Genomic DNA, 12,076 nt, shown 5'->3' on the forward strand with positions numbered 1-12,076 from the left:
GCACTTGCACGTGTACGAAAGGGAGCTCCACCCATGAGTACCCGCACCCTCATCCAAGGCGGCCTGGTCATCACCGCCGCCGACGAGACGCACGCCGACGTACTGATCGAGGACGGCCGGATCGCGGCCATAGCGGCACACGGCTCGACCGTGGCGCAGGGCTGGACCGCGGACCGGGTCATCGACGCCACCGACCGGTACGTCATCCCGGGCGGTGTCGACGCCCACACCCACATGGAACTGCCCTTCGGCGGGACGTTCGCCTCCGACACCTTCGAGACCGGCACCCGCGCCGCCGCCTGGGGCGGCACCACCACCATCGTGGACTTCGCCGTGCAGTCGCAGGGCCAGTCCCTGCGGGCCGGTCTTGACGCCTGGTACGCCAAGGCCGACGGCCAGTGCGCCATCGACTACGGCTTCCACATGATCCTCTCCGACGTCAACGAGGGCTCCCTCAAGGAGATGGACCGCCTGGTCGAGGAGGGCATCACCTCCTTCAAGCTGTTCATGGCCTACCCCGGGGTCTTCTACAGCGACGACGGCCAGATCCTGCGCGCCATGCAGCGAGCGGAGTCCAACGGCGGCCTGATCATGATGCACGCCGAGAACGGCATCGCCATCGACGTCCTCGTCGAGCAGGCGCTGGCCCGCGGTGAGAGCGATCCCCGCTACCACGGCGAGGTCCGCAAGGCGCTCCTGGAGGCCGAGGCCACCCACCGGGCGATCCAGCTCGCCCGGGTCGCGGGCGCCCCGCTCTACGTCGTCCACGTCTCGGCCGAGGAGGCCCTGGCCGAGCTCGCCCTTGCCCGCGACAAGGGGCTGCCGGTCTTCGGCGAGACCTGCCCGCAGTATCTGTTCCTGTCCACCGACAACCTCGCCGAGCCGGACTTCGAGGGCGCCAAGTACGTCTGCTCAACTCCCCTGCGGCCCCGGGAACATCAGGCCGCACTGTGGCGGGGTCTGCGCACCAACGACCTCCAGGTGGTCTCCACGGACCACTGCCCGTTCTGCTTCACGGGACAAAAAGAGCTGGGCCGGGGCGACTTCTCCAAGATCCCCAACGGCCTTCCCGGCGTCGAGAACCGCATGGACCTGCTGCATCAGGCGGTCGTCGACGGCCACATCACCCGCCGCCGCTGGATCGAGATCGCCTGCGCCACGCCGGCCCGGATGTTCGGCCTCTACCCGAAGAAGGGCACCCTGGCCCCCGGCGCCGACGCGGACATCGTCATCTACGACCCGCACGCCGAGCAGATCGTCTCCGCCGAGACGCACCACATGAACGTCGACTATTCGGCGTACGAGGGGAAGCGGCTGACCGGGCAGGTCGAGACGGTCCTCTCGCGCGGTGAACTCGTCATCGAACAAAGGAAGTTCACGGGTCGCGCCGGACACGGCGGCTACGTCCCGCGCGCCACCTGTCAGTACCTCGGCTAGGAGCACCGCACCATGGACTTCGGACTCGTCCTTCAGACCGACCCGCCGGCCGCCCAGGTCATCAGCCTGATGAAACGCGCCGAGCGCAACGGCTTCCGCTACGGCTGGACCTTCGACTCGGCCGTGCTCTGGCAGGAACCCTTCGTCATCTACAGCCAGATCCTGGCGAACACCCGGCGGCTCACGGTCGGCCCGATGGTGACCAACCCCGGCACCCGTACCTGGGAGGTCACCGCCTCCACGTTCGCCACGCTCAACGACATGTACGGCAACCGCACCGTCTGCGGCATCGGGCGCGGCGACTCCGCGATGCGGGTGGCCGGCCGCAAGCCCAACACCCTGGCCCGGCTCGGCGAGGCGATCGGCGTCATCCGCGACCTCGCCGAGGGCCGCGAGGCCGACGTCGACGGACAGAGCCTGCGACTGCCCTGGGTGAAGGACGGCAGACTGCCCGTCTGGATGGCCGCCTACGGCCCCAAGGCCCTCGCTCTCGCCGGCGAGAAGGCGGACGGCTTCATCCTCCAGCTCGCCGACCCGTTCCTCACCGAGTGGATGGTGAAGGCGGTCCGCAAGGCCGCCGCCGACGCCGGCCGCGATCCCGCCTCGATCACCATGTGCGTCGCCGCCCCCGCCTACGTCGGCGACGACCTCGCGCACGCCCGCGAGCAGTGCCGCTGGTTCGGCGGCATGGTCGGCAACCACGTCGCCGACCTGGTCTCCCGCTACGGCGAGCACTCGGGCCTCGTGCCCGAGGCGCTCACCGAGTACATCAAGCAGCGCCAGGGCTACGACTACAGCCACCACGGCCGCACCGGCAACCCCGACACCGCCTTCGTACCCGACGAGATCGTCGACCGCTTCTGCCTCTTGGGCACCCCGGACCAACACATCGCCAAACTGCGGGAGTTGAAGGCATTGGGCGTCGACCAGTTCGCGGTGTACGCCATGCACGACGCCCGCGAGGCCGTCATCGACGCCTACGGGCAGCAGATCATCCCCGCCCTGACCCGGTAGGCGCCGACCACCCCGCCCGCACGGCCCGTTCGCCCTCCTCGCCCTCCCCGAACGAAGGGCCTGCCCATGACCGGAACCGCCGCCATACCCGCCACGGCCGCCCCCGAGGACGGCCGGTTCGCCAACGCCGACCTGCGGCCGGTACCGCCCGAGGAGCGGACCTGGACGACGTACAACTTCGCCGCGCTGTGGGTCGGCATGGCCCACAACATCCCCTCCTGGACGCTTGCTTCCGGTCTGGTCGCGCTCGGCATGGACTGGAAGCAGGCCGTCTTCACCATCGCGCTCGCCAACCTGATCGTGCTCGTCCCGATGCTCCTGACCGGACACGCCGGCCCCAAGTACGGCATCCCCTTCCCGGTGCTCGCCCGCGCCTCCTTCGGGCTGCGCGGTGCCAACCTCCCCGCACTGATCCGTGCCGCCGTGGCCTGCTGCTGGTTCGGCATCCAGACCTGGATCGGCGGCCAGGGCATCTTCGTACTGCTCGGCAAGATCTTCGGCGGCTGGACCGACGCCTCGCGGATCGGCGGCCAGCCCTGGACGCTCTGGCTCTGCTTCGTCGTGTTCTGGATCCTCGAACTCGCCCTGATTCACCGGGGTATGGAGACGCTGCGCCGCTTCGAGAACTGGGCGGCGCCCTTCGTCCTCGTCGGGGCGCTCGTGCTGCTGATCTGGATCGCCCACAAGGCGGGCGGCTTCGGGCCGCTCCTCGACCAGCCCTCGAAACACGGCTGGGGCCCCGGCTTCTGGCCGGTGTTCTTCCCCTCCCTCATGGGCATGATCGGCTTCTGGGCCACCCTGTCCCTGAACATCCCCGACTTCACCCGCTTCGGCCGGGGCCAGCGCGCCCAGGTCCGGGGCCAGACGCTCGGGCTTCCCACCACCATGACCGCGTTCGCGCTCCTGTCCGTCCTGGTCACCTCCGGCTCCCAGGCGGTGTACGGGGTGCCGATCTGGAACCCGGTCGACCTGGTGGCGAAGACCGACAACGTCTTCGGTCTGCTCTTCGCGCTGCTCACCGTCCTGATCGCGACGATCTCCGTGAACGTGGCGGCGAACGTCGTGTCACCCGCGTACGACCTGGCGAACCTCGCGCCGAAGGTCGTCGATTTCCGCCGGGGCGCGCTGATCACGGGCGTCGTCGGGGTCCTGATGTTCCCGTGGAAGCTGACCTCCACCCCCGAGCTGTACATCTTCACCTGGCTCGGCGTGGTGGGCGGCCTGCTCGGCACCGTCGCCGGGATCCTCATCGCCGACTACTGGGTGGTGCGCCGCACGGTCCTGGACGTCGCCGACCTGTACCGGCCCGGGGGCCGCTACTGGTACACCGCCGGCTGGAACTGGCGGGCGGTGGCCGCGTTCCTGGCGGGCGGGGTGCTCGCGATCGGCGGTTCCTACTCGACGCTGGACGACAAGGGGGCCAAGGCCGGCCCGTTCCCCACGGACGGCCTCATTCCCTTCCTCAAACCGCTGGCCGACTACGGCTGGGCGGTGGGACTCGGCTCGGCACTGCTCCTGTACGTGGTGCTTTCGGCCTCAACTCGCCTACACAGCAGGGAGGTTGAGGCGCCACGAGCCTAGGCCGCCATCTGGGGAGCGCGGGCACCCGCGCCGAGCCGTACCGCCTTACGGCACCCGCGCCGTCCACTCCTCGGTGGTGAACTTCGTCGCCGCGAGTTCGCGTGCCCGGGCCATCTCCTCGTCCGTGACACGGCCCTCGGCGAGCCCGTAACGGGAGCGGAACGACGCGATCATCCGCTCGATCACGGCCTCCCGGGGGAGCCCGGTCTGGCGGCGCAGCGGGTCGACGCGCTTCTTCGCGCTGCGGGTGCCCTTGTCGGAGAGCTTCTCCTTGCCGATGCGCAGGACGTCCAGCATCTTGTCCGCGTCGATGTCGTACGCCATCGTCACGTGGTGCAGCACCGCCCCGTCGTCCGCGACCATCCGCTTCTGCGCGGCGCCCGCGATCTTGCCGGCCTCGGTCGCGATGTCGTTGAGCGGCTGGTACCAGGCCTTGATGCCCATGTCGCCGAGTGCGCTCAGCACCCAGTCGTCGAGATAGGCGTAACTGTCCGCGAAGGACAGGCCCTGCACGAGGGCGTCGGGCACGGACAGGGAGTACGTGATCGTGTTGCCGGGCTCGATGAACATCGCGCCGCCGCCGCTGATCCGGCGCACGACGGTGATCCCGTGCCGCTCGGCGCCCTCCGGGTCGACCTCGTTGCGCAGCGACTGGAAGCTGCCGATGACGACGGCGGGCGCGGCCCACTCCCACACCCGCAGCGTCGGCGGGCGCCGGCCGGCCGCGACCTCGGCGGTGATCACCTCGTCGAGCGCCATGTGCAGGGCCGGGGACTGCGGGGCCTCGTGGATCAGCTGCCAGTCGTAGTCGGTCCAGTCCGTGGCGTGCGCCAGCGCCCGGCGCACGGCGACCGCCACGCCCTCCGAGGTCAGCCCGTACATGGTGGTGCCCGGCGGCAGCGCCGCGTCGATACGGGCCGCGAGCTGGGCCGCGCCCGTGTCGGCCGGGGCGCCTTCGAGAGCCGCGTTGATGGCCAGGATCGCCTCGTCGGGTTCGAGGAAGAAGTCGCCCGCGACCGTCACGTCCCGCAGGACTCCGTCGCGACTGTCCAGATCGACGACCACCAGCTTGCCGCCGGGGACCTTGTATTCGCCGTGCACCGTTGTGCCTCCATTTGTTCCGCGCGGTCCAACGGTAAAGGGCCGGGCCGCATTCCCGCGCCCGGCCACCGCCGGAGGTGCCGGTGGACGAGGCGGTACGGGACCGGCTCGCCCGGGAGCGGCCGTTCGCGAGAGCGGTCTGCGCGGAGCGCCGAGCCACCCGCTCCGAAAGCCGCTCGCCGATTGTCAGTGGCGCGTGTTTTGCTGGACGCATGATCGACGACTTTCTCGCAGGTGACCTGGCAGTAGTGGAAGAGGCGGTCCGCAAGGCGGCCGCGGCCGAGATCATGCCGAGGTTCCGGCAGCTCGCCGCGCACGAGATCGTCGAGAAGAACGGCCCGCACGACCTGGTGACGGTCGCCGACCGGCTCGCCGAGGAGCATCTGACGGCCGCCCTCACCGCGATACTTCCCGGGTCGGTCGTCGTCGGCGAGGAGGCCGTGCACGCCGACCCGGCGGTGTACGAGGCGCTGGGCGGTGAGGCGCCGGTGTGGATCGTCGACCCGGTGGACGGCACCCGCCAGTTCGTCCGCGGCGAAGCCGGATTCTGCACCCTGGTCGCTCTGGCCCACCGGGGCGAACTGCTGGCTTCCTGGACGTTCGCCCCGGCGCTCGACGAGCTGGCCGTGGCGGTCCGGGGCCGGGGCGCCACCCTCAACGGGGAGCCCCTGCACGCCGGTTCACCCGCGCCCGGCGCCACTCTCGACGTCGCCACCTCCCATCCCGACTACACGACGCCCGATCAGAAGCGTGCTCTGCTGGCCCTCGACACCGAGGGCGTCCGGACGAGGCCCTGCGGCTCGGCCGGTCTCGAATACCTCGCGATCGCCCGCGGCGAGCTGGACGGCCTGGCCTTCTCGTGGGAGTACGCCTGGGACCACGCGGCGGGGCTGCTCCTGGTGGCCGAGGCGGGCGGCGCCCACACCACCGTGGCCGGCCAGCCGTTCCGCATCGCCGGCGGCAACGTGCTGCCCTTCACCGCGGCCCGTGACGCGGCGACGGCGGAGCGGCTGCGGCGCCTGCTCGCGGGGGAGTGAGCGGCGGGCCGCTCACCCAAGCGCCGCCCGTACGTCGCCGACCAGGCCGGCGGCGAGGTCGACCGCCCCGGCGTCCAGCCCGGACAGGGCGGCCGACACGCGCGCGGCGAATTCCGGCGGGGCCGCCGGGAGCGCGGACGCCGAGGCCAGCGAGCCCTTCTCGTTGAGCAGCCACCGCCGGTGGTGGGCGTGCAACGACTGGGCGAGGATCCCGAACGCCCGGGACAGACAGAGCGAGACGTACAGGGCATCGCCCGACCCCACCGCCTTGCGGGCGCCCACCACCGAGAATTCCGCCTCCCACGACGCGGCGACGAGCGCCGCCCGCAACGGCTCGGGGTAGTGCCGTACCGCTCTCCGCAGTTCCGTCAACTCGCCCCGGGGATCCGCCAGTACGCGTCCCAGGGCCACCTCGCCGGGGTAGGCAGGGGACCAGAAGCCGAGCGGATGGCCGGGCTGGGTGGCGACCTCGTAACGGCCGCGCCGGCAGTCCGACCAGACCCGTTCGACCCGGTCCAGGTCGCGCAGGATCCAGTCCACCGCGTGGCCGTCGATCACCAGCCACGCGCCGCCGTTCACCCACGGGCCCCAGCCGCCGGGTCCCGTGACCTCGACCGGGACGCCGGTGAGTTCCTCCGCGAGCCGGGCCAGGGCCGTGACATCCGGATCGCCCCGGTAGTAGAGGCCGAGATCCCAGTCGGAGTCCACCCGGTGCGTGCCGCGGGCGCGGCTGCCGCCGAGGGCGACGGCCACCACCCCGGGGACTTCGACGAGCCGCTCGGCGACGGCGGCGATACGGGCGCTGAAGGCGAAGTCCGCGGGCGAGTCCACCGGCCGGACGCTACCGGGCGCGGGATTGTCGGTGCACCGGAATATCCTGGGGTCCCTGACCGTGGCGTGAGGAGTCCGAAGTGCCGTCGATGCTCGATGCCGTCGTCGTGGGGGCCGGCCCCAACGGGCTGACCGCCGCCGTCGAACTGGCCAGGAGAGGACTGCGTGTTGAGGTCTTCGAGGCCAAGGACACCGTGGGCGGCGGTGCGAGGACCGAGGAGCTGACGCTGCCGGGCTTCCGCCACGACCCGTGCTCCGCCGTCCACCCCCTGGGCATCGGTTCGCCCGCCTTCCGTGACCTGCCGCTCGACCGGTACGGGCTCGAATGGCTGCACCCGGAACTGCCGATGGCGCACCCCTTCGACGACGGCACGGCCGCGGTCCTCTCCCGTTCGGTCTCCGAGACCGCCGCGTCCTTCGGGCCGCACGACGCCGGGGCGTACCGACGTCTGATCGCCCCCTTCCTCGGCAAGTGGGACGTCCTGGCACGGGACTTCATGTCCCTGCCCCTGACCGCGCTGCCGCGCGACCCGGTCGGCCTCGCCCGGTTCGGGGCGGTGGGCCTGCCGCCGTACACCTGGCTGATGCGCCGCTTCCGGGACGACCGGGCGCGCGCCCTGATGGCCGGGCTCGTCGCCCACGTCATCGCCCCGCTGGGCGGAGTGGCCACCGGCGGCGTCGGCATGCTGTTCGCGCTGGCCGCGCACGAGAACGGCTGGCCGCTGCCGCGCGGCGGCTCCCAGTCCATCTCCGACGCGCTCACCGGGTATCTGCGCGATCTGGGCGGGGAGGTGCACACCGGGTTCGAGGTCAAGCGCCTGGACGATCTGCCGCCTGCCCGCACCTACCTCTTCGACACCTCGCCCACCGCGCTCGCCCGGATCGCGGGCCTGGGCCGCGCCTACGACGGCTACAAGTACGGCGCCGCCGTCTTCAAGATCGACTACGCGCTGGACGGACCGGTCCCCTGGACGGCGAAGGAGCCCCGGCGCGCCGGTACCGTCCAGATCGGCCCCACCAGCCGAGAGATCGGCACCGCCCTCGACCAGGCCTCCGGCGGCACGGCCCCCGACACGCCCTTCCTGATCACCGCCCAGCCCAGCCTCGTCGACCCGTCCCGCGCACCCGAGGGCAAGCACGTGTTCTGGGCGTACGGGCACGTCCCCAACGGCTGGGAGGGCGACTTCACGGACGCGATCGAGCGGCAGATCGAGCGGTTCGCGCCCGGCTTCCGCGACCGGGTCCTGGCCCGGGCGACCGCCGGCCCGCCGCAACTCGCCGCGCGCAACGCCAATTACGTGGGCGGCGACATCGCGTGCGGCGCGGCCCGCGGCCTCCAGCTGCTGCTCCGCCCCAAGGTCTCCCTGTTCCCGTACGCGACCCGGCACCCCTCGGTGTTCCTGTGCTCCTCGGCCGCGTGGCCGGGCCCGGGCGTGCACGGCATGTCCGGCCACAACGCGGCGAAGGCGGCGTGGCGCGCCCTGCGCAGGGCGGACCGGCCGTGACCCCGGCCCGCTCGCACCCCTCGCGCCGGGCAGGGCGCGAACGGGGGGTGTGACGGGGGGGCGGAGCCCCCGCCCGAAACAGGGGGCGGCCCGGTCGGGCGAGGGCGATGTCGGATTCCCGCCAGCGCGGAGCGGACCCGTGCCGGATCCTTGACGCATGGCCCCCGTCGCCCCCACCCCGATGCACCACGACACCGAGCGCTGCGTACGCGCCGTCCAGTCCAAGGACGCCCGCTTCGACGGCTGGTTCTTCACGGCCGTCCTGACCACCCGCATCTACTGCCGGCCGAGCTGCCCCGTCGTGCCGCCGAAGGTCGAGAACATGACCTTCTACCCGAGCGCGGCCGCCTGCCAGCAGGCCGGATTCCGGGCCTGCAAGCGGTGCCGTCCCGACACCACACCCGGATCCCCGGAGTGGAACGCCCGTGCCGACTCCGTAGCCCGGGCCATGCGCCTCATCAGGGACGGAGTCGTCGACCGCGAGGGCGTCCCCGGGCTCGCGGCCCGCCTCGGCTACAGCGCCCGCCAGATCGAACGCCAGCTGCTCGCCGAGCTGGGGGCGGGCCCCCTCGCCCTGGCCAGGGCGCAGCGCGCGCAGACCGCGCGGCTGCTCATCGAGACGACCCCCCTGCCCATGGCCGAGGTCGCCTTCGCCGCCGGGTTCTCCTCGATCCGCACCTTCAACGACACCGTCCGCGAGGTGTTCGCGCTCGCCCCGACCGAGCTGCGCACCCGTGCCGCCGGTGGCATCGCCCGTCAGACCCCGGGCGCGATCACCCTGCGGCTGCCGTTCCGTGCCCCGCTGACCCCGGACAATCTGTTCGGCCACCTCGCCGCGACCGGAGTCCCCGGGGTGGAGGAGTGGCGCGACGGCGCGTTCCGCCGCACCCTGTCCCTGCCGTACGGGCACGGCATCGCCGAGCTCACCCCGGGACCCGAGCACATCGGCTGTGTGCTGCACCTCACCGATCTCCGGGACCTCACCATCGCCATCAGCCGCTGTCGCTGGATGCTCGACCTGGACGCCGACCCCGTCGCCGTGGACGACCGGCTGCGCGCCGACCCGCTGCTCGCGCCGCTGGTCGACAAGGCGCCCGGGCGGCGGGTGCCGCGCACGGTGGACGCGGCGGAGTTCGCGGTGCGGGCGGTCCTCGGGCAGCAGGTCTCGACGGCCGCCGCCCGCACCCACGCGGCCCGGCTCGTCCTCGCGCACGGCGAGGCCGTCGACGACCCGACCGGGGGCCTCACCCATCTCTTCCCGACGCCGGAACAGCTCGCCGCCCTCGATCCCGAGACGCTGGCGCTGCCGCGCAGCCGTCGCGTCACCCTCACCACGCTCGTCGCCGCCCTCGCCGACGGCATCCTCCAACTCGGCCTGGACAGCGACTGGGACCGGGCCCGGGCCCAGCTCATGGAGCTGCCCGGCTTCGGGCCCTGGACGGTCGAGGCGATCGCCATGCGGGCGCTCGGCGACCCCGACGCCTTCCTGCCCACCGACCTCGGCATGCGCCGGGCCGCCCAGAACCTCGGCCTGCCGGCCACTCCCGCCGCGCTCACCGCGCGTGCCGCCGCCTGGCGGCCCTGGCGCGCCTACGCCGTCCAGTACCTCTGGGCGACCGAGGACCACGCCGTCAACCACCTTCCCGCATGAGACCCCGAGCCATCAACAACCTTCCCGTGCAAGGGAGTTCAGCCGTGCGCATCACGCACACCGTCATCGAGAGCCCGTACGGCCCGCTCACCCTCGTCGCCACCGACGGGGTCCTGAGCCGCCTCTACATGGAGGGCCAGCGCCACCGGCCGCCGCAGGAGACCTTCGGCGAGCGTGCCGACGACGGCCCCTTCCCCGAGGTCATCCGTCAGCTTGCGGCCTACTTCGCGGGCGAACTGACCGAGTTCAAGCTGGACTTGGCCATGGTGGGCACCCCGTTCCAGCAGCGCGTCTGGCAGCAGCTCCAGCGGATCCCCTACGGCGAGACCCGGTCCTACGGGGAACTCGCCGAGGCGCTCGGCAGCCCGAACGCCTCGCGCGCCGTGGGCCTGGCCAACGGCAAGAACCCGGTCGGCATCATCGTGCCGTGCCATCGCGTCATCGGAGCCAACGGCAGCCTGACCGGCTACGGCGGCGGCCTCGACCGCAAGCAGCGCCTCCTTGCGTTCGAGCGGGGTGAGTCGGCGGGCGCGCTGTTCTAGGACCGGACGGCACCGGACCGGCCATGAAGCCTCCCCGCCCTGCGGCAGCCGGCGGGCGTGGTGCCCGCCCCGGGCTCAATCCCGGGGGAGTCCGCGCAGGAGCCGGGGGAGTGCGGTACCGATCGGCTCGCGTACCACCTCGTCGGCCAGCGGGTCGTAAGGGGTCGGGTCGGCGTTCACGATGATCAGGCGGGCCCCGCCCTCCGAGGCGAGGCCGGCCAGCGAGGCGGCGGGCTGGACCTGGAGGGTGGTGCCGACCGCGACGAGGATCTGGCACGCCTTGGCGATCGCCATCGCCCGGGCCAGTACCTCCGGGTCGAGACGTTCGCCGAACATGACCGTCGCCGCCTTGAGAATGCCTCCGCACCCCCTGCACGCCGGGTCCGCCTCGCCCGCCGTCACCCGGGCCAATGCCTCGTCCATGGAGGACCGGGCGTGGCACCGGGTGCAGGTCACCGCCCTTGCGGTGCCGTGGAGTTCGAGGATCTTGCGCTCGGGGAAGCCGGCCCGCTGCTGTAGCCCGTCGACGTTCTGGGTGATGACCCGGACCGGCACCCCGGACCGTTCCAGGGCGACGATCGCGTGGTGCGCGGCGTTCGGCTCGGCCTTGACGGCCGGGCTGTCGCGTCGCATCAGCCAGGACCGGCGCCGGATGTCCGGGTCGGCCAGGTAGGAGGAGTACGTCACGAGCCGCTCGGCCTCGGGGTCGCGGCGCCAAACGCCGTTCGGCCCGCGGTAGTCGGGGATGCCCGAGTCGGTGGAGAGCCCGGCACCGGAGAGGATCGCGACGAGTGGCTTGCCCATGTCGGGAGCGTAGGCGGACCCGGCGCGGGCGGCGAACGCATTTCCGCAGCCGGACCCCCGGCTCACCCCACCCGGTGCCCGTTCTCCAGCTCGGCCGTGCCGTGGCCCTCCGCCAGGACGTCGAGCGCGGTCATGACCCGGTGGCTCAGCGCGCCCAGGAGATGGCCGGGGAGGTCCTCGCGCGGGACCAGGCGCCAGGACAGGAGTTCCTCCTCCTGGATGCGGATCGAGTCCAGGGCCTTCTCGTCGAGCACACCGCCGTCGTAGAGGTAGGCGACGATCGGCGGGCGGGCCGCGCCGTGCACCCAGTCCACCGCGAGCAGGCGGCCCGGTTCGACATCGAGGCCGATCTCTTCCAGGGTCTCCCGGCGGGCCGCCCGGCGCGGGGTCTCCGCCGTGTCGGACTCCACGGTCCCGCCGGGCAGCGCCCAGCCCTCGCGGTAGTTGGGCTCGACGAGCAGTACCCGGCCCTCGCCGTCCCGGAACAGCATGGCCGCGCCGGCGAGCACCCGGGGGAGGCCGGCGATGTAGGCGGCGTAATCGTTGTCGGTCGTCATGGAGTGAAGCGTAGGG

The 12,076-nt window shown here is 72.3% G+C and carries 11 protein-coding genes; 7 read left to right on the top strand and 4 right to left on the bottom strand.

Going from position 1 to position 12,076, the window contains the following annotated elements:
* Window positions 1-33: 33 nt before the first annotated feature.
* From hydA to ACFYNP_RS04895, 3 genes are all read left to right on the top strand, one after another.
* Window positions 34-1,437, top strand: coding sequence for a dihydropyrimidinase (hydA, locus tag ACFYNP_RS04885; protein ID WP_388782682.1), 1,404 nt, complete (start codon window positions 34-36; stop codon window positions 1,435-1,437).
* Window positions 1,438-1,449: 12 nt separating this feature from the next.
* Window positions 1,450-2,451 (top strand): TIGR03842 family LLM class F420-dependent oxidoreductase, encoded by a 1,002-nt coding sequence (locus ACFYNP_RS04890; protein WP_388403898.1) that lies wholly within the window; start codon window positions 1,450-1,452, stop codon window positions 2,449-2,451.
* A gap of 66 nt (window positions 2,452-2,517) precedes the next feature.
* Window positions 2,518-4,032, top strand: a complete 1,515-nt coding sequence (locus ACFYNP_RS04895; RefSeq protein ID WP_388782685.1) for an NCS1 family nucleobase:cation symporter-1 — start codon at window positions 2,518-2,520, stop codon at window positions 4,030-4,032.
* Window positions 4,033-4,077: 45 nt separating this feature from the next.
* Here ACFYNP_RS04895 and ACFYNP_RS04900 read toward each other — a convergent pair whose 3' ends face one another.
* Complete coding sequence (locus ACFYNP_RS04900; protein ID WP_388782688.1) at window positions 4,078-5,133, bottom strand: biotin/lipoate A/B protein ligase family protein; 1,056 nt, start codon at window positions 5,131-5,133, stop codon at window positions 4,078-4,080.
* A gap of 212 nt (window positions 5,134-5,345) precedes the next feature.
* Between ACFYNP_RS04900 and ACFYNP_RS04905 the strand changes: the two genes are divergently transcribed.
* Entirely contained in the window at window positions 5,346-6,170 is an 825-nt protein-coding gene (locus ACFYNP_RS04905) for an inositol monophosphatase family protein (protein WP_388782690.1), read from the top strand.
* Window positions 6,171-6,182: 12 nt separating this feature from the next.
* On the opposite strand, the gene ACFYNP_RS04910 is transcribed toward ACFYNP_RS04905, so the two are convergent.
* Window positions 6,183-7,001, bottom strand: coding sequence for a DUF4037 domain-containing protein (locus ACFYNP_RS04910; protein ID WP_388782693.1), 819 nt, complete (start codon window positions 6,999-7,001; stop codon window positions 6,183-6,185).
* Window positions 7,002-7,090: 89 nt separating this feature from the next.
* Here ACFYNP_RS04910 and ACFYNP_RS04915 point away from each other — a divergent pair, with 89 nt between their 5' ends.
* The 3 genes from ACFYNP_RS04915 (at window position 7,091) to ACFYNP_RS04925 (ending at window position 10,699) form a co-directional block, all read left to right on the top strand.
* On the top strand, window positions 7,091-8,506 hold the full coding sequence (locus tag ACFYNP_RS04915) for a phytoene desaturase family protein (RefSeq protein WP_388405177.1): 1,416 nt from the start codon (window positions 7,091-7,093) through the stop codon (window positions 8,504-8,506).
* A 181-nt stretch (window positions 8,507-8,687) separates the two neighbouring features.
* Window positions 8,688-10,157 (top strand): AlkA N-terminal domain-containing protein, encoded by a 1,470-nt coding sequence (locus ACFYNP_RS04920; RefSeq protein WP_388783302.1) that lies wholly within the window; start codon window positions 8,688-8,690, stop codon window positions 10,155-10,157.
* Window positions 10,154-10,699 carry a methylated-DNA--[protein]-cysteine S-methyltransferase gene (locus ACFYNP_RS04925; protein WP_388782696.1) on the top strand — a complete coding sequence of 182 codons (546 nt, stop codon included), beginning with the start codon at window positions 10,154-10,156 and terminating at the stop codon, window positions 10,697-10,699. Before ACFYNP_RS04920 ends, ACFYNP_RS04925 begins: the two co-directional genes overlap by 4 nt.
* A gap of 75 nt (window positions 10,700-10,774) precedes the next feature.
* On the opposite strand, the gene ACFYNP_RS04930 is transcribed toward ACFYNP_RS04925, so the two are convergent.
* Window positions 10,775-11,503: an NAD-dependent deacetylase gene (locus ACFYNP_RS04930; RefSeq protein ID WP_388782699.1), complete on the bottom strand. Its 729-nt coding sequence runs from the start codon at window positions 11,501-11,503 to the stop codon at window positions 10,775-10,777.
* 62 nt (window positions 11,504-11,565) lie between these two features.
* The gene (locus ACFYNP_RS04935) at window positions 11,566-12,060 is read right to left on the bottom strand and encodes an NUDIX domain-containing protein (protein ID WP_388403913.1); all 495 of its coding nucleotides are present in this window, start codon (window positions 12,058-12,060) and stop codon (window positions 11,566-11,568) included.
* Between the last annotated feature and the right edge of the window lie 16 nt (window positions 12,061-12,076).

This window comes from Streptomyces sp. NPDC006691 (assembly GCF_042869955.1).
Taxonomy (GTDB): Bacteria; Actinomycetota; Actinomycetes; order Streptomycetales; family Streptomycetaceae; genus Streptomyces.

Excerpts from the sequence above, each read along its gene's own strand:
- ACFYNP_RS04890 (WP_388403898.1), top strand. The coding sequence starts at position 1,450 with ATGGACTTCGGACTCGTCCTTCAGACCGACCCGCCGGCCGCCCAGGTC.
- ACFYNP_RS04930 (WP_388782699.1), bottom strand. The coding sequence starts at position 11,503 with ATGGGCAAGCCACTCGTCGCGATCCTCTCCGGTGCCGGGCTCTCCACC.
- ACFYNP_RS04905 (WP_388782690.1), top strand. The coding sequence starts at position 5,346 with ATGATCGACGACTTTCTCGCAGGTGACCTGGCAGTAGTGGAAGAGGCG.
- ACFYNP_RS04935 (WP_388403913.1), bottom strand. The coding sequence starts at position 12,060 with ATGACGACCGACAACGATTACGCCGCCTACATCGCCGGCCTCCCCCGG.
- hydA (WP_388782682.1), top strand. The coding sequence starts at position 34 with ATGAGTACCCGCACCCTCATCCAAGGCGGCCTGGTCATCACCGCCGCC.
- ACFYNP_RS04920 (WP_388783302.1), top strand. The coding sequence starts at position 8,688 with ATGCACCACGACACCGAGCGCTGCGTACGCGCCGTCCAGTCCAAGGAC.
- ACFYNP_RS04925 (WP_388782696.1), top strand. The coding sequence starts at position 10,154 with ATGAGACCCCGAGCCATCAACAACCTTCCCGTGCAAGGGAGTTCAGCC.
- ACFYNP_RS04915 (WP_388405177.1), top strand. The coding sequence starts at position 7,091 with ATGCTCGATGCCGTCGTCGTGGGGGCCGGCCCCAACGGGCTGACCGCC.
- ACFYNP_RS04895 (WP_388782685.1), top strand. The coding sequence starts at position 2,518 with ATGACCGGAACCGCCGCCATACCCGCCACGGCCGCCCCCGAGGACGGC.